Origin of the sequence: Hafnia paralvei, assembly GCF_020150375.1 — a bacterium.
GTDB classification, from domain to species: domain Bacteria; phylum Pseudomonadota; class Gammaproteobacteria; order Enterobacterales; family Enterobacteriaceae; genus Hafnia; species Hafnia paralvei.
The window spans coordinates 698,509-715,475 of record NZ_CP083737.1 but is presented as its reverse complement, the minus strand read 5'-3'; the positions used below and the strand labels follow the sequence as shown (position 1 = coordinate 715,475).

Genomic DNA, 16,967 nt, shown 5'->3' with positions numbered 1-16,967 from the left:
AAATGCCATTAAAAATAGCTGGCTTATTGATCAAGGTCAGGCTTATTGGTTATCTGTCGAGTATCCTATCCCCTCTTTAAATCAAGGGATTTGATTCGATGAATTGGTATATTAATGTATTGAAGAATTACGCGACGTTTAATGGCCGCGCTCGCCGTAGAGAGTATTGGATGTTTTCACTCTTCCATACGCTTATACTGGTACTCACTCTATATATCTCCATGACATTTGAAACTGATGTTTCGGGTTTCACCGCTATTCTCTTCATACTGTATATGCTTGTCACGCTAATCCCACATCTAGCCGTTCTCGTCAGAAGGCTACACGATACCAACCAGTCCGGCTGGTTTTATTTTATTTCTTTCGTTCCATTTGTTGGACCTATCGTTCTGCTTATCTTTCTCTGTAAAGAAGGAACAAAAGGAGATAATCACTATGGGCTGGATACAAAAATAGAACAGCTAAAAAATAATTTTATCATTCAATAACCCAGTTAAACTTAAGCATCACTTCATGTTGAAATAAGAAAAACTTCTTTAAAAAAAAACTATTATAGCCATGTTATTTCAACTTATTCGCAAGGAAGTTTTAGACATGGAATGGTTTCTCAAAGTAGTAAAAGAAAATTACGCTAATTTCAATGGCCGTGCTCGCCGCAAAGAATATTGGATGTTTACCCTGTTTTCTTCCATTATCAGCATTGTATTATTTGTGTTAATGAGTATATTTTCAGATAGTATGCTGGTTATTATCTTTAGCATATTATCGATACTTTATTCATTAGTCATACTTATCCCAAGTCTGGCTGTCATCGCCAGAAGATTGCATGACACCAACCATTCAGGCTGGTTTTATTTCATTGCCCTGATACCGCTTGTTGGCCCTATCATCATGCTGATTACTCTTTGCAAAGAAGGTACTCGCGGAGACAACCAATATGGTGCCGATCCAAAAGCTGGTGATTTAATCTAGTCAGTCTTGCATCGCTGAACTCTAGTTCATGCAACGGTTAACTAAGCTTTCTTTGATATAGGTTGATATCTTCAACCTATATCATCGTAACTCGCTCATATTTTGTATCCCCTCTTGTTAGTTTATCTCTTAGCCATGCAACCCCTCAGCTAAAACAGCATTTCCTTAGATTAAAAACACATTAAGATATTGCGTTTTAATGACACTAACTCATTAAATTCAATGATGTTTATAAGGTTAATCATGATAAACAATGATTAATATGTGACAAAGATCACAAAGAAAAATAGTTTTTCCTTTTTTCCCTGAATAAAAGCTACCAAAGCTAACGAGAATAATTATCATTCTGTATCGCATTTAATAAAGCGATGTCATTGACTGGATAACAACCAGCGATGGCCAGAGAGCTCACAATTAATTATTAGATTTTCGTGCTTTTCAAGCAGGGATCATTAGATGAAATACAATGCGTTTATTTGCTCTTCGTTAAAAGCCGCGTTACCCATCGGCTGCTTATTCCTCCCTTTGAGTGCCTTTGCGGCCACAGAAGCTGATACAGCAACCTCTGGCAATGAAGACAAAATCGTCGTTAGCGCCAAAGCCAGTCTTCCTCCTCTAGGAAGCTATGAAAACACCGGGACTAAATCAGATCTGACCGCTCAGGATACTCCTCAGACAATCAATACTGTTGAAGGACAAGAACTGGACGAGCGTGGGATTAGCTCACTCAACGAAGCATTGCGCTATGTGTCTGGTGTCACCACCGAAAACCGTGGCGGTGCAATCACCCGCTTTGACGAATTCACCATTCGCGGTTTTAAAAACAGCGAAAACTACCTCGATGGCTTACAACTGCCTTATAACGAATGGAACATTCAGGGCCAGGTAGATACCTACATGTTGGATCGCATCGAAGTGATGAAAGGCCCAGCATCCGTTTTATACGGTAACGCCTCGCCTGGCGGTATCGTGAATATGATCAGCAAGAAACCGCAGAAAATCCAAAATACCGACGTTGAATTTGATACCGGCAGCGATAATCGCCGTGAGGGAAAAATCGACTCTACCGGACAAATTGGCGACAGCGATGTCAGCTATCGTTTTGTCGGTTTAGCGGGCGCATCTGATGGACAGGCTGAAGGCTCCAAGAATGAACGTTATTTATTAGCGCCCTCGCTACGTTGGGATATCGACGATAATAATAGTCTGTTAGTACAAGCGTTCCTGCAAAACGATCCTAAGGCGGGTGTATACACGTCCCTGCCGGGCGAAGGCACATTTAAATACTCGCCTTATGGCAAATTGCCTACGGATGTCTATTTAGGTGACCACAATTGGGAAGCGTACAAACGCAAACAAGAGTCTGTTGGCTACCAGTATGACCACCGCTTCAATGATGATTGGTCATTCACCCAGAAAGCCCGCTTCATGCACATCACGGCTTATCAGGAAAATACTTACAGTACTGGATTGGCTGCTGATGGCCGTACTCTAGGCCGTCGTATGTATATGACTGACGAAAGCATGGATTCCTTCAATATTGATAACCAGATTGCCGGTAAGTTTGATACCGCATTCCTGCGCCATAACGTATTGTTGGGCTTCGATTATCAGTGGCAGAACAACAAGACTGAATATCAAGATGCCGTGGCACCAAGCATCGATATCTTTGACCGCGACAACAGTGAAATTAATCGTGGCAATATTGCATGGGATCCCTCTCTGGCAACCAACGTGCGCTACAGCATGCATCAGAATGGTTATTACTGGCAGGATTCAATCGATCTCGACAAGCTAACGATTCTCGCCGGTGGTCGCTATGACCAATACGAAAAACGCACCTACGGCCTGCAATACGGTGCCGATACTGACGAAACCTTCAGCCAGAGTAAGTACACCCAACGCTATGGCGCGATGTACCACTTTGATAACGGTATTTCTCCGTATGTTGCCTACTCCGAAGGCTTTGAGCCTTTAGCAGGACGTAACAAAAGCGGGGGTTCTTACAAACCTGAAACCAGCAAGATGTGGGAAGGTGGGGTGAAATTTGCAACACCAAGCCAAAACACTATCTTCACGGCCGCCGTGTTTGATATCAAAAAAGAGAATGCGCTAACCTCCAATCCGAACGGCGTAGACCCTTACGAGAAATACCAGAGTGGTGAAATTGAGTCGAAAGGTTATGAATTCGAAATTCGTACCTCACCGCTAGAAAACCTGCTGTTAACGGCAAACTATGCCTACACCGACGTGAAAATCACCGAGGATGCCAACAAGTCACTGATTGGTAACCGTCCGGTACAAACAGCGAAGGATAACGCCAGCGCATGGGCTAACTACACCATTGACGACACTTTCCTTCGTGGTCTCACCATTGGTGCGGGTATTCGTTACATTGGCCGTATGGAAGCCAACCAGAGCAATACTGAGCAACTGCCAGCCGTGACGCTGTATGACATGGCCGCGTCATATGAGCTTGGTAACCTAACTCCAGCATTAGATAACGCCACACTCAAAATGGCCGTGAACAACATCACTGACAAACGTTATGTTGCCAGTTGCTATGACAGCAATAACTGCTGGTTCGGCGCAGAACGTTCTGTGGTCGTCGGCGTGAAATATTCCTTCTAAGCACCTTCTAAAACAGGGATGCCGGATATACCGGCACCCTTTTATAAAAACTAAATCTTTTAAATTAACGTCATGGCGTCATTTAACGCCAGCTCCACCGCCCGTATCCGAAATCTAGAACGCTGGAAAAATGCTGAGCATCGATTTTGTACTGTTACCACTCGTGAATACCTAACTAAGGTAAGATCTATGACCCAGTTCTCCTTATCCTCTCAGACCGGCGCGGCAACGCAGCCTTACGATTTTATCGCCATCGGCATTGGGCCATTTAATCTGGGACTAGCCTGTTTGACTCAGCCGCTATCGCAGGTAAATGCGCTTTTTCTCGACCAAAACACGGGCTTTGATTGGCACCCTGGCATGATGCTGGAAAGTGCTCATTTGCAAACGCCGTTTATGGCCGATCTGGTGACGCTGGCAGATCCGACGCACCCATTGAGTTTCCTCAATTACATCAAACAGCAGGGACGACTCTACTCATTTTACATCCGCGAAAGCTTCTTCTTGATGCGCAAGGAGTACAACCAGTATTGCCGTTGGGCTACTGAACGCCTGAGCAATCTGCGATTTAATACCAAAGTTGAACGTGTGGAATACGATCAAGATAGTCATTGCTATCACGTTCATTGCAGTGATACTCGCAACGGTCAGAAACTGAAGTTTGAAACTCGCCGCCTAGTTCTCGGCACTGGCCCTTCCCCTGTCATTCCCGACTGCTGCCAGCCAATGGCTGAACGCATGGTGCATTCTGGCCAGTATCTACACCACAAAGAGGAACTGCAAACCCGCCGCTCAATTACGGTGGTCGGCAGCGGGCAAAGCGCGGCCGAGATCTATTACGATCTGCTCTCCGAAATTGATAAATATGGTTATCAGTTAAACTGGGTCACGCGTGCACCTCGCTTCTTCCCGCTGGAATACACCAAACTCACGCTTGAAATGACGTCACCAGAATATGTGGATTACTTCCATCAACTGCCTGCCGAAAAGCGTGACCAGCTCAATATGCAGAGCCAACAGCTCTACAAAGGTATTAACAGCAGTCTGATTAACGACATTTTCGATCTGCTGTATATCAAACGTCTCGATGGGCACGTGAACACCCGCTTGTTCACCAACACGGCACTAACCGGCGTACAGAACACGACCAAGAGTAAAACCTTGAATCTGGCGCTACATCAGCATGAACAGGATCAACACTTCGCCATTAACAGCGAGGCAGTGATCCTGTGCACCGGATATCGCCACCAGCCACCGGCGTTTTTACAACCGATCCACGACCGAATTGCATGGGATGAAAAAGGCCGCTATGACGTGGCTCGAAATTATTCGATCGACACCCAGCACAATGAGATTTTTGTCCAAAACGCCGAGTTACATACGCACGGTTTTGTCACCCCCGATCTCGGCATGGCCTGCTATCGCAATTCATGGATCCTGCGAGAAATAACCGGCACTGAGCACTATCCCATTGAAGAACAGATTGCCTTCCAACAGTTTGCTGCTCCGCAAACCGGAGATTTGTTATGAGTTATGTTTTTGAACATCAGGTGGCTGAAGTCGGGGATTTCGCACTTCGCCCGTTGGACGCAATTCAAGATGCCGAGCTTTTGCATAGCTGGGTCAGTCAACCTTATGCACGCTATTGGGGCATGATGGAACAATCGCTAGAGCAGGTACGAGATTTCTATCTGGATCTGCTCAAGCACCACCCTGACGGCGCGTTTATTGGCCTATATCAAGGCAAGCCTGCGTTTTTATTAGAGAGATATCAGGCAATCCACGATCCGGTGGGTCAGTGCTATCCAGCACAAAGCAGCGATTATGGTATGCACATTTTGGTCGCTCCGGCGGATAAACCCCTCAGCGGTTTTACCTGGGCGGTCTTCCAGACCATCGTTGCCTTTATGTTCAGCGACGAGCGCGTAGCCCGTATCGTGGTGGAACCCGACGTGCGCAACGAGAAAATCCATCGCCTAAATAAACGTGCCGGATTCGTCTACCAACATCAAATCGAGCTGGCAAATAAAACGGCATGGCTGGCTTTCTGTGACCGTGACCAGCACGCCGCCGCTCTGCGCCATGATGCGCAATATCACTCAGTTTCCCGTCAGGAGACCCACGCATGACCGCTCATACTCAATTTTCTCATTTACCCGTATCTGAACAAAATCGTCACGTTATCGCGCATCTGACCCCAGAACTGTGGAGCAAAGCCAATCGCCTACACGTTCGCAAAGCCATTGCCGAGTTTGCTCACGAGCGTTTGATTACGCCAAAATGCATTCGTCATGAAGCGTCTCCTGAAGAACTTGCCGACTACCAGCTTGCTGCGCCACAGGGCGACGTGGTTTATCACTTCCGCGCACGTCGTCTAGCATTAGAGCATTGGGCCATCGATGCCGAATCTCTGCGTAAGACCCAAGCAGGTGTTGAACAGGAATTAGACTCTCTGAGCTTTATCATTGAATTCAAAGATGTGCTTGGTATTCCTCAAGAAATGCTACCGACTTACATGGAAGAGATCACCAGCACGCTTTACAGCAGCGCATTTAAACATCTGCGTGAAGGCGTTTTGATTGAACAGCTACTGGACGCCGATTTTCAAACGTTGGAAGGCGCTATGATGGAAGGCCATCCCGCCTTTGTGGCAAACAATGGCCGTATCGGTTTTGACGCTTTTGACTATCAAGCCTACGCACCTGAAGCCGCAGCCCCCATCAATTTCGTCTGGCTCGCCGCGCACAAAAGCAAAGCCCATTTCGCCAGTATTGAAGAACTAAGTTATCAGCAATTGCTGGAAGAAGAGCTCACCCCAAGCGTGGTGGATGATTTCCGCCAACAGCTCATGGCACAAGATTTGGATCCTACCGATTATATATTCATGCCGGTTCATCCATGGCAGTGGCAGAACAAGCTGACAGGGATTTTCGCACCCGATATCGCTAAACGTGAGTTGGTTTATTTAGGTATCGGTGATGATAACTATCAGGCACAGCAATCGATCCGCACCTTCTTTAACACCAGCAATTCCCGCAAGCGTTATGTCAAAACCGCATTATCGATTCTGAATATGGGTTTCATGCGTGGACTATCGCCGTATTACATGGCAACCACTCCGGGTATCAATGAATGGCTGGCCGAGCTCATCGATAATGACGCTTGCCTGCGCGACTATGGTTTCCGTATGCTGCGCGAAGTGGCCACCATCGGCTATCACAATCACTATTACGAAAGCGCAGTAAGCGGTGATACGCCATACAAAAAAATGATGGCGGCACTGTGGCGCGAAAGCCCACTAGCGCTGATCCAGCCAAATCAACGCGTTATGACGATGGCGGCGCTGTTGCATCAAGATCGTGAAGGTAACGCTCTACTACCTGCAATGATTCAAGCTTCTGGCCTCGAGACGGGCGAATGGCTGAAACGCTATCTGCAAAGCTACCTTAGCCCGCTGTTGCACTGCTTATACACCTACGATCTCGCCTTTATGCCACACGGTGAAAATCTGATTCTAGTGCTGGAAAACCACACGCCAGTACACGTTTTCATGAAGGATATCGCCGAAGAAATCGTGGTGATGGATCCCGACGCCAATCTGCCGGAAAAAGCCAAACGTGTGGCGGTATTTGTTCCCGATGAGCTGAAGATTCTGTCGATATTCACCGATGTTTTCGACGGTTTCTTCCGCTTCATGGCCGCGATCCTCCACGAACAAGGCAGCTATCCTCAGGAACAATTCTGGCATCGAGTCGCAGAATGTGTGACTGACTATCAGCAAGCGCATCCTGAGTTAGCGGAGCGCTTCGCACGCTACGATATGTTCAGCCCTGCGTTTACTCACTCTTGCCTAAACCGCCTACAGTTAGCGAACAATCGCCAGATGATCAATCTCAGCGATCCATCGCAAAACCTGAAGTTTGCTGGTCAGTTAGATAACCCGCTAGTGGTTTTTAAATAACGGGTTTAAATACTGTAAAGCCCCCAAGCCCATAAAGGGCGGGGGCTCGTCTTCTGGAGTCTTATATCCTAACCAATGGATATATATCCAAAATAATGGGAGTTGTATCAAGGTGGCAAGCGAGATAACCCCGAATCACTTATTCTAGTAAGTGATTCGGGGGAGCGGGCGCGGCCAACACATATGCAATTTCAAGTATGACGGATATAAATAACCGAGTAATCACCCGAGATGCCATCCTATATTGCTGCTTCTAAGCTCACTCGCCGTGCCGTGCTGTTCCCTCTCGCACTGGTACTTTTCGAGTTTGCGACCTATATCGCCCACGACATGATTCAACCGGGCATGATCCATGTCGTGCGTGATTTCAATGCTGACGTGAGCTGGGTTCCAACCTCATTAACTGCGTACTTATTTGGCGGCATGATGCTGCAATGGTTGCTTGGGCCGTTATCTGACCGGATTGGCCGTCGACCAGTCATGCTCACGGGTGTCATGCTATTCGTTGTCGCCTGTATCGCGACCCTGTTTACCAGCAACATTGAGCAATTTATCCTGATGCGCTTCATTCAAGGAATCAGTCTGTGCTTTATCGGTGCAGTAGGCTATGCCGCTGTGCAAGAGGCCTTCGACCAAACGCTCAGCATTAAGCTAATGGCGCTAATGGCAAACGTGGCTCTGATTGCACCGCTGATTGGCCCATTGGCAGGCGCTGCCTTCATCCAATTTGCGCCATGGAAAAGCATGTTTGCCGTATTCGCGCTGGTTGCTTTTGTCGCATGGTTGGGTCTGTGGAAAGGCATGCCGGAAACCGCGCAGTCTCAGGGAGAAAAACTACGTCTAAAGTCTCTCTTGGCTGATTACCGTCAGGTATTTGGTAATTTACGCTTTGTCTGCGGCGCCGCATCAATTGGCTTCTCTGCTCTGCCGCTATTGGCCTGGGTGGCTATTTCGCCCGTCATTCTTATCGATGGAGAAGGTCTGACACCAGTCGCTTACGGCTGGCTACAGGTGCCGATTTTCATTGCGCTCATTGCCGGAAATTTAGTGCTGGCACGCATTGCCGGCAAAATGCCGATTGAAAAACCGCTTTGGCTTGGCGCTCCCCCCATCATTGCAGGACTAGCGCTAGCGGCTTTTGGCACCGTGTTTACGCCGCATGCCTATCTTTGGACCATCGCTGGCTTAAGTCTTTACGCGTTCGGTACGGGTCTTATCAACGCAGGGCTTTATCGCCTAACACTGTTTGCCAGCGATATGCGCAAAGGTACCGTCGCGGCGGCACTGGGTATGACAACCATCGGTATCTACGCATTGGGAATCGAGCTGGCAAAACGTATTTATCTTTGGGCAGGAAGCGGCGTGTTTAATGTGTATGGGCTTATCAGCGGGTTGGTTTGGTTGGGACTGATGTGGATATTCCTGAGAAAAAAGCCTGATGCGCCAGCATAAAGTTAACATTCAATAACGCACAACTCCGTCGTTCTAGCCTTCGGGCAAATTTCTTCGAATGCCATTATTACAATATATGGGCGCGCCCCTCGCGCGCCCAAACGATAAACAGGGTTCACTCACCGACGACGACGGATAGCATACTCAGCGACGCCATAACGATGCCGTCAACGGGGACACGGATTGGCTCTTCACCGTCCCAAGCACCTAGGACATAAAGCAGCGGCAGAAAGTGTTCTGGCGAAGGGTTGGATAATTCAGCTCCCTCATGCTGCATAAAGTTAACCAGTGGATGATCCTCACCTTTATACGCAAGGTTCTCACGCACAAAATTATCAAAGCTGAATGCCCACGGATAAGGTTCAGCGTCGCCTTGCCATTTCACCATACGCAGGTTGTGCACCACGTTTCCGCTCGCCACAATCATCACTCCCTCATCGCGTAAAGCCGATAATTTTTTACCTAAGGCAAAGTGATAAGCCGCAGGCTGTGTTCCGTCGATGCTAAGCTGAATGACTGGAATATCAGCATCAGGGTACATTTTAATTAACACGCCCCAAGTACCGTGATCCAATCCCCACTCACTGTGATCTAAATGCACCATTTCCGGTTCGAGCAATTGCTGAACTCGACGAGCCAGCTCAGGGGCACCCGGAGCGGGATATTGAGTATCAAACAACGCCTGTGGAAATCCGCCAAAGTCATGGATAGTGCGCGGTTGTTCCATCGCAGTAACAAAAGTACCACGTGTAAACCAATGGGCAGACACGGCAATAATCGCTTTTGGGCGCGGTAACGTTCGACCCAACTCGCGCCAAGCCGCCGTGTAATCATTTTCTTCCAGCACGTTCATCGGGCTACCGTGACCGAGAAACAACGCAGGCATACGAGAGGTCGTCATAACATTATCCTTTTCTTATCTACTGGAGGGCGCTGCCTCCGAATCCCTCTACAGTACTCACAATTCAGCAAATCGTCTGCCGGATAACCATGATGATGATTGTCAGTAAATTTGAATATTCTCTGCTTGCCAAAGTCTTTCGCCTCACGATGAGGTTGAGTTATTAGTTCTATTGGTAATAACGTTGTATTCGCTATTTACTTACTGATAGGCTAAAACAATAATAGGAATCATTATCAACATGGAGGCGCTATGTCAGTTCCACTCATTCTGACTCTGCTTGCTGGCGGTGCCACGTTTGTCGGCGCGTTGTTAGCCATCGTCGGGCAAAAACCATCTAACCGGGTTTTAGCCTTTGCGCTCGGCTTTGCAGCAGGGATTATGCTGCTGATTTCGTTAATGGAAATGCTACCCGCCGCGCTAGATACCCAAGGCATGTCGCCTATGCTGGGTTACGGCATGTTTATCATTGGCTTAGTGGGCTATTTCCTATTGGACAGGATGTTGCCTCATCAACATGCTCACGACCTGATGGATGCGCCTAAAGCGGGAAAAACGCGCAACCTGCGCCGCACGGCTATGCTGCTGACATTAGGCATCAGCCTGCACAACTTTCCAGAAGGGATAGCCACCTTTGTCACCGCAAGCTCCGATCTCGAACTCGGAATGGGAATTGCGTTAGCCGTTGCTATTCACAATATTCCAGAGGGTCTTGCGGTAGCTGGACCCGTTTACGCCGCAACAGGTTCGAAAACTAAAGCGTTGTGGTGGGCAAGTATTTCAGGTTTTGCTGAGATTTTAGGGGGACTGCTAGCATTCTTCCTGCTGGGACCGGCTATCTCTCCAGTATTCATGGCATCGATTATGGCGATGGTGGCCGGGATTATGGTCGCGCTGTCAGTCGATGAGCTTATGCCGTTGGCGAAAGAAATCGATCCGCAGAATAACCCGAGCTATGGCGTTTTGTGCGGTATGACCGTAATGGGGTTTAGCCTAACATTGCTTCAGAGCAGCCCATTAGGTTAATCCAGTATGAATAGCAAAAAGGACAGCCTAGGCTGTCCTTTTTCGTTTGGCTAGCAAGCATTTAGCTCGCTTTTTTCTCTTGAGACTGACGATATGCAACCAAATCGTCGATGGTCACAACGGGCATATTATGTTTGTTAGCAAACACAATCACCTCTGGAGCGCGAGCCATAGTGCCATCGTCGTTGGTCAGTTCGCACAGTACACCCGCGGAACGGAAGCCAGCCAAAGTGACTAAATCAATAGTGGCTTCGGTATGACCACGACGCGTCAACACACCGCCGTTTTGCGCACGCAGTGGGAATACATGACCTGGGCGATGCAAATCAGAAGGCTTAGCACCTTCTGCACTCGCCGCGCGCACGGTGGTCAAGCGGTCTTTGGCTGAAACACCGGTAGTAACGCCTTCGGCGGCTTCGATAGTCACGGTGAACGCGGTGCCGTAGTGGCTGGTGTTATTGCTGACCATCATTGGCAGATCTAACTGCAAACGACGCTCTTCAGTGATGCACAGACACACAATGCCGCTACCATGACGGATGGTCATCGCCATCTGTTCTTCAGTCATGGTTTCAGCAGGGAAAATCATGTCGCCTTCGTTTTCACGATTTTCATCGTCGAGCACCATCACACCACGTCCTTCACGCAGCGCAGTCAGCGCACGTTCAACACGTTCCATCGGAGTACCGAAATCGGAAAGTAAAGTCTGATTCATGGTAAAAAAACCTCATTAATTATATGGATTACCAGAATCAGGGCAGCTTTGAGGAGTGGCAAACGCAAGCCTACGGCCTACGCGCCTAATAACGCGAGTGGGATAAACCCAACAGGTATCGTTACTCTCTCCCATCCGGACTCTAACCGTCGGCTCTGGAATTACACCAGATCTGCTGTCCTTACACTTTGCAGCGTAAGCGCTCGCGGGCTTTTTATGATTTCGCCACGCCTTTAAAGGCATGCGTTATGCATAAATTTACCGCCGGTGGGGACTTCCACCCCGCCCTGAGAATAAGCAGGCCAACTATAACGCTAATGACTAATTTGGGCAATCGGCTTTCCTGATTATCCAAGAACGATCACAGAGGTTTATCCGTTAGCCAACTCGCATTACACTATGGACTTAAAGCATCACGGCTATGCCGCAGCTCAATATCATCGTCATTCGTTCTGATCGTGGTGTGAAGCCACAACGCATGACCATAACGACCAAGGAACACTCCATGATTGACCCGAAGAAAATTGAACAAATTGCTCGTCAGGTGCATGAATCTATGCCAAAAGGACTGCGTGAGTTCGGGGATGATGTCGAGAAGAAGATACGCCAAATCCTACAAGCACAGTTCAACCGTATGGATTTAGTCAACCGTGAAGAGTTTGACGTGCAGACTCAAGTTCTCATGCGTACCCGCGAGAAACTCGCCCTGATGGAACAACGCCTTTCTGCGCTAGAAGAAAAACTGGCGGCAACAGAGACGACGACCAAAGACGCGGAATAATCCAACTCGGCCCCAAAAGTAAAACGGAAGCTTAGGCTTCCGTTTTTTGTTTGTTCAATATGCAGGAGAAAACAACAGTACTAATACGAATCTAGGCACCCGCGACGGCGCGCTTCGGCAGGAAAGCCCACAGAGCGGCTAACATAACCATGGCGTACGCACTTTTCCATCCCACCATGTACAGCAACAGTAAGCATAATACTCCACCTATTGCCGCCATCAGGCGTGAACGCCCTTTCAGCAATCGACACCCCGCCAACATGCACAGTAGATAGATCATAATAAAAATACCATTGGCATAGATGATCAATTCATCTAAAGCGATACCTAGCGTGAAAATGCCAACCGCACATACCAAGCAACAGCCAAGAACCACATTTAACGCATTAACCGGCGCCTGACGTGCAGAAAGTTTCGCCAAACGACTGTTCTGCTTTAGCTGAGCCTGTGACCAAACTAAACGAGCAAAACTTTGAGTATAAATATTCAGGCTAGCAAAACAGGCGAGATAGCCAATGATACAGGCGACCCAAAGCGCTTTCTGTCCAAACAGTTGAACCACAATCCCCGGCAATGACGCAGCCGCTGCTTTTTCCGCGCCGAAAGCATTGAAGTGCAGTACGGCAACCGTACATCCCCAATAGACAATCCCAGTCAACAGCAAACCTATTATCAGCGCCCGCGGGAAATCACGTTCAGGATGCTTAAATTCAGAAGCCAAATGAGCAAAGGCTTCTAAGCCCACAAAGCACCAGAACATCACTGCCAAAGCGGAGAATAAATTACTAGGGCTAACATCAGACGGTTGAGGGAATGGAATTTCGGCAGGAGAGATCCCCCCGCGCCACCAAATAGCAGCCACAAGTGCCACAACCAGTGCAGCAATCAACGTCTGAAGGTTAGCGCTGGAACCGGCGCCTCGCGTACCGAGAAACCACACCGCGCTCAGAGTTCCGACCTCGACCAACAGTAGCTGCCAACCATGCCAGCCGAACATGGCCTGCCAAAAGCCTGCTGCAATTTGTAATGCCGCAGGCAAACCAACGGGGATAACCGAAAGAAATAGCCAGCCCGTGACTCGGGCCATATGCGGCCCAAATGCCATACCGACGAAATGGGCAGCGCCACCGGCGCTAGGAAAATGACGCCCTAGCGCGGCAAAACCAATAGCAATCGGAAAAACGAGCACAATCAGAATGGGCCAAGCCCATAAACTATCATTGCCCGCCACTAATGCCGCCAACGCAGGAACGGCAAATACCCCCGTTCCTAACAATGACGTCGACAGTAGCCCCACGCCCTGAGCCAATCCCAGCTCTTGCTTTAATCCACTCACAGTGTGTTCCGATTGTCGTGCGTCAGGCCTTTACTCGTGCCCCTGACGAATGGTTTTTATAATATTGGTGGTTGAGCAGCCATCTTCAAAGTTCAGCACACGCACTTCACCACCTGCAGCAATAACCTCTTTGCCACCAGCAATATCTTCCGGCTTGTAATCGCCACCTTTGACCAGCAGGTCTGGCAAAATTTCAGAGATAATGCGCTGCGGAGTATCTTCTTCAAACGAGATAACCCAATCCACCGCTTCCAACGCCGCCAGCACAATCATACGCTGCGCCAGCGCATTCACCGGACGCTCTTCGCCTTTTAGTCGTTTGGTTGATGCATCGCTGTTAACCGCGACAATCAGGCGATCGCCAAGCTTACGCGCATTAGCTAAATAAGAGACATGTCCCGCGTGGAGAATGTCAAAAACGCCGTTGGTCATAACGACCTTTTCACCACGCTGGCGAGCATTAGCGACGGCCACCTTTAGCTCGTCTTGACTCATTACGCCAAAGCCCGTCTCGCTGCGTCCACGAATAGCATTTTCCAATTCAATCGGAGAAACCGTTGACGTCCCCAGCTTGCCAACCACGACACCGGCGCCAGCATTCGCCAAGAAACAGGCTTCTTCCAATGAAGTGCCTGCGGCAATACACGTTGCCAACACACCAATAACCGTATCACCCGCACCGGTTACGTCATAAACTTCCTGCGCCTGCGTCGGCATGTGCAAAGGTGGCTGGTCGTGCTGCAGTAGCGTCATGCCTTGCTCAGAACGCGTCACCAACAACGCCGTCAGCTCAAATTCACGCATCAGTTGTAACCCACGTTCGACCAACTCTTCATCGGTTTTGCAGCGACCAACAACGGCTTCAAATTCAGACAGATTTGGCGTTAACAACGTGGCACCGCGGTAGCGCTCAAAATCGGTACCTTTCGGATCAATCAGCACAGGTACATTCGCCGCACGCGCTAATTGAATCATCTGCTGGACGGAGTTCAGAGCGCCTTTCGCGTAATCGGATAAAATTAGCGCACCTAATTTTGGCAATACGTGCTGAATTCTGTCGAAGATCGGTTGAGGATCAATACTGCTAAAGCCCTCTTCAAAATCGAGACGAATCAGTTGCTGGTTACGCGATAAAACACGCAGTTTTGTAATTGTCGGATGCGTCGGCACAGAGACAAAATCGCATTTAACATTCACTTCACCCAGCTTCGCGCTCAGCGCTCTGGCCGCATCATCGATGCCGGTCAAACCCACCAAACGGGCGTTTGCACCAAGGGATGCAATGTTCATGGCCACGTTAGCCGCACCGCCAGGACGCTCCTCAACGGTATCCACTTTTACGACAGGCACTGGCGCTTCCGGTGAAATACGGCTGGTGGGTCCATACCAGTAGCGATCTAACATTACGTCACCCACAACCAGTACGTTGGCATGACGGAAATCAGGTAGGGTTACTTTCATCCCCAGACTCCAAAACAGACTAAGATGGCGGCGATATTATCACAAGCGCCGTTATTTCTATTACAATAGGCTCTCAATTCATTGACCGAGGTTCTGGTTTCTCCGTTATGGCTGACAATCACGTTTACCCGAAATTCGAGCGCGAACTACTGCACCCACGTTACTGGTTAACTTGGCTAGGGCTCGGAGTGCTATACATTTTAGTCCTCTTGCCCTATCCGTGGCTGTTTAAATTAGGAACGTGGTTAGGCAGAACTGCGATGAAGTTTATGAAACGCCGGGTAAAAATTTCTTTGCGTAATTTGGAGCTCTGCTTCCCTGAAATGTCAGAGTCTGAGCGCAAAAAAAGAGTTGCCAAAAATTTTGAGTCCGTAGGTATGGGGCTTATTGAAACCGGCATGGCTTGGTTTTGGCCAACGTGGCGAATTAACCGCTGGTGTAAAGCCGAAGGGCTAGAAAACATCACCAAAGCACAACAGGAAGGAAAAGGTGTTTTGCTGATTGGTTTGCATTTTCTCACGCTGGAATTGGGCGCTCGCATTTTTGGCGTTCACAATCCCGGCGTGGGTGTTTATCGCCCGAACGACAACAAAGTTGTCGACTGGATGCAAACTTGGGGACGTCTACGATCTAACAAATATATGCTGGATCGAAAAGACGTTAAAGGCATGATCCGAGCGTTGAAAGAGGGCGAAATTGTCTGGTATGCGCCAGACCACGATTACGGCCCCCGCAGCAGCGTATTCGTGCCACTATTTGCCGTAGAACAGGCTGCGACCACCACCGGCACATACATTCTGGCACGTATGGGAAAACCTGCGATTATTCCGTTCAATGCCATTCGAGCCGAAGATGGCAGTGGCTACACCATGATTATTCAGCCACGTTTGGAAGATTTCCCGCTAGAAAACGAAACCGTAGCGGCAGCAGCGATGAATAAAGTCGTTGAGCAAGAAATTTTACGCGCGCCGAATCAATATATGTGGATGCACCGCCGCTTCAAGACTCGCCCGAAAGGAATGCCTTCGCGCTATTAGCAGCCAGATAATGAATAGCTAAATAGATACACGGCAACGGTTTCAAGGACGAAGCCACTAATACCCAAAGACTAAGAAATCCATCGCCCCAACAATGTCATCTCGGCAATAATTCAAGTCATCGACTTGCTCACCCAGTTGGGACAGGGCAACCCCCGACATCTGCGGCGTCATCAACAGCACCTCTTGTCCTTCAATCTTAAAGCTCAAGATCAAACGTTCTTGCTCAGCCAACGGCGATGATGGATTTCTCAATCCCAGCGGGATGACCATTCGAGTAGACAGAGATGACAAAAAATCGTGCTGAACATCCAGAAGATAGGGAAAGCGCTTTGCCGACGCGCGATCCCGGTTTGCATATACGCAAAACTGGCTCATCAGAAAGACCTCAGGCCATCACTGAATACGCCATGCTCTTCCACATCCTGATTGTACGCAGCAATGCTTTGACGATTATTTGCCAGCCACTGCTGTTGCCCTTTGGCAATCACTGCCCGTTGCAGTGCATCCTCCATCACTGCAGATAAATTGATATTGAGTGCCTTTGCCTGCTGTATCAGTCCTTGATCGATGCTCACATTAACCGCCTTTTTGCTGCCCGTTAGCAGTGTTTTACGTTTCATACTAAAATCTCATGCGCATAAATTATGCGCATTATAGAACAACAAAAAGACAAATGAATAAAATTTGCGCA

16 protein-coding genes and 1 riboswitch are annotated in these 16,967 nt (G+C 48.5%); of the genes, 10 read left to right on the top strand and 6 right to left on the bottom strand.

Going from position 1 to position 16,967, the window contains the following annotated elements; all coding sequences use genetic code 11:
* Nucleotides 1-98 precede the first annotated feature (98 nt).
* The 7 genes from K9N75_RS03295 (at nucleotide 99) to K9N75_RS03265 (ending at nucleotide 9,016) form a co-directional block, all read left to right on the top strand.
* Nucleotides 99-488 carry a DUF805 domain-containing protein gene (locus tag K9N75_RS03295; RefSeq protein WP_130954737.1) on the top strand — a complete coding sequence of 130 codons (390 nt, stop codon included), beginning with the start codon at nucleotides 99-101 and terminating at the stop codon, nucleotides 486-488.
* Between the two features lie 106 nt (nucleotides 489-594).
* Nucleotides 595-972: a DUF805 domain-containing protein gene (locus tag K9N75_RS03290; protein ID WP_008814979.1), complete on the top strand. Its 378-nt coding sequence runs from the start codon at nucleotides 595-597 to the stop codon at nucleotides 970-972.
* 456 nt (nucleotides 973-1,428) lie between these two features.
* Nucleotides 1,429-3,603, top strand: a complete 2,175-nt coding sequence (locus K9N75_RS03285; RefSeq protein WP_008814978.1) for a TonB-dependent siderophore receptor — start codon at nucleotides 1,429-1,431, stop codon at nucleotides 3,601-3,603.
* 189 nt (nucleotides 3,604-3,792) lie between these two features.
* Nucleotides 3,793-5,133, top strand: coding sequence for a lysine N(6)-hydroxylase/L-ornithine N(5)-oxygenase family protein (locus K9N75_RS03280; protein WP_008814977.1), 1,341 nt, complete (start codon nucleotides 3,793-3,795; stop codon nucleotides 5,131-5,133).
* On the top strand, nucleotides 5,130-5,732 hold the full coding sequence (locus K9N75_RS03275) for a GNAT family N-acetyltransferase (RefSeq protein ID WP_215757910.1): 603 nt from the start codon (nucleotides 5,130-5,132) through the stop codon (nucleotides 5,730-5,732). The genes K9N75_RS03280 and K9N75_RS03275 overlap by 4 nt, the downstream gene beginning before the upstream one ends.
* On the top strand, nucleotides 5,729-7,564 hold the full coding sequence (locus K9N75_RS03270) for an IucA/IucC family protein (RefSeq protein ID WP_166712920.1): 1,836 nt from the start codon (nucleotides 5,729-5,731) through the stop codon (nucleotides 7,562-7,564). Before K9N75_RS03275 ends, K9N75_RS03270 begins: the two co-directional genes overlap by 4 nt.
* Nucleotides 7,565-7,795: 231 nt before the next feature.
* Nucleotides 7,796-9,016, top strand: a complete 1,221-nt coding sequence (locus tag K9N75_RS03265) for an MFS transporter (RefSeq protein WP_224452216.1) — start codon at nucleotides 7,796-7,798, stop codon at nucleotides 9,014-9,016.
* A 115-nt stretch (nucleotides 9,017-9,131) separates the two neighbouring features.
* On the opposite strand, the gene ygiD is transcribed toward K9N75_RS03265, so the two are convergent.
* Nucleotides 9,132-9,917 carry a 4,5-DOPA-extradiol-dioxygenase gene (ygiD, locus tag K9N75_RS03260; RefSeq protein ID WP_061059226.1) on the bottom strand — a complete coding sequence of 262 codons (786 nt, stop codon included), beginning with the start codon at nucleotides 9,915-9,917 and terminating at the stop codon, nucleotides 9,132-9,134.
* A gap of 252 nt (nucleotides 9,918-10,169) precedes the next feature.
* Between ygiD and zupT the strand changes: the two genes are divergently transcribed.
* On the top strand, nucleotides 10,170-10,943 hold the full coding sequence (gene zupT, locus K9N75_RS03255) for a zinc transporter ZupT (RefSeq protein ID WP_008814972.1): 774 nt from the start codon (nucleotides 10,170-10,172) through the stop codon (nucleotides 10,941-10,943).
* A gap of 61 nt (nucleotides 10,944-11,004) precedes the next feature.
* On the opposite strand, the gene ribB is transcribed toward zupT, so the two are convergent.
* Nucleotides 11,005-11,658 carry a 3,4-dihydroxy-2-butanone-4-phosphate synthase gene (ribB, locus tag K9N75_RS03250; RefSeq protein ID WP_004846689.1) on the bottom strand — a complete coding sequence of 218 codons (654 nt, stop codon included), beginning with the start codon at nucleotides 11,656-11,658 and terminating at the stop codon, nucleotides 11,005-11,007.
* A 119-nt stretch (nucleotides 11,659-11,777) separates the two neighbouring features.
* Nucleotides 11,778-11,957: riboswitch (FMN riboswitch) on the bottom strand.
* Between the two features lie 206 nt (nucleotides 11,958-12,163).
* Here ribB and ubiK point away from each other — a divergent pair.
* Entirely contained in the window at nucleotides 12,164-12,439 is a 276-nt protein-coding gene (ubiK, locus tag K9N75_RS03245; protein ID WP_008814971.1) for a ubiquinone biosynthesis accessory factor UbiK, read from the top strand.
* A 91-nt stretch (nucleotides 12,440-12,530) separates the two neighbouring features.
* On the opposite strand, the gene yjeH is transcribed toward ubiK, so the two are convergent.
* Nucleotides 12,531-13,775, bottom strand: coding sequence for an L-methionine/branched-chain amino acid transporter (yjeH, locus tag K9N75_RS03240; protein ID WP_224452215.1), 1,245 nt, complete (start codon nucleotides 13,773-13,775; stop codon nucleotides 12,531-12,533).
* 30 nt (nucleotides 13,776-13,805) lie between these two features.
* Nucleotides 13,806-15,236, bottom strand: coding sequence for a bifunctional D-glycero-beta-D-manno-heptose-7-phosphate kinase/D-glycero-beta-D-manno-heptose 1-phosphate adenylyltransferase HldE (hldE, locus tag K9N75_RS03235; RefSeq protein WP_008814969.1), 1,431 nt, complete (start codon nucleotides 15,234-15,236; stop codon nucleotides 13,806-13,808).
* 107 nt (nucleotides 15,237-15,343) lie between these two features.
* Between hldE and K9N75_RS03230 the strand changes: the two genes are divergently transcribed.
* Complete coding sequence (locus K9N75_RS03230; RefSeq protein WP_039187937.1) at nucleotides 15,344-16,273, top strand: Kdo(2)-lipid IV(A) acyltransferase; 930 nt, start codon at nucleotides 15,344-15,346, stop codon at nucleotides 16,271-16,273.
* A 57-nt stretch (nucleotides 16,274-16,330) separates the two neighbouring features.
* Here K9N75_RS03230 and K9N75_RS03225 read toward each other — a convergent pair whose 3' ends face one another.
* Together K9N75_RS03225 and K9N75_RS03220 are read right to left on the bottom strand one after the other, a co-directional pair.
* Nucleotides 16,331-16,651, bottom strand: coding sequence for a CcdB family protein (locus tag K9N75_RS03225; protein WP_008814967.1), 321 nt, complete (start codon nucleotides 16,649-16,651; stop codon nucleotides 16,331-16,333).
* Nucleotides 16,651-16,896: a type II toxin-antitoxin system CcdA family antitoxin gene (locus K9N75_RS03220; protein ID WP_008814966.1), complete on the bottom strand. Its 246-nt coding sequence runs from the start codon at nucleotides 16,894-16,896 to the stop codon at nucleotides 16,651-16,653. The genes K9N75_RS03225 and K9N75_RS03220 overlap by 1 nt, the downstream gene beginning before the upstream one ends.
* Between the last annotated feature and the right edge of the window lie 71 nt (nucleotides 16,897-16,967).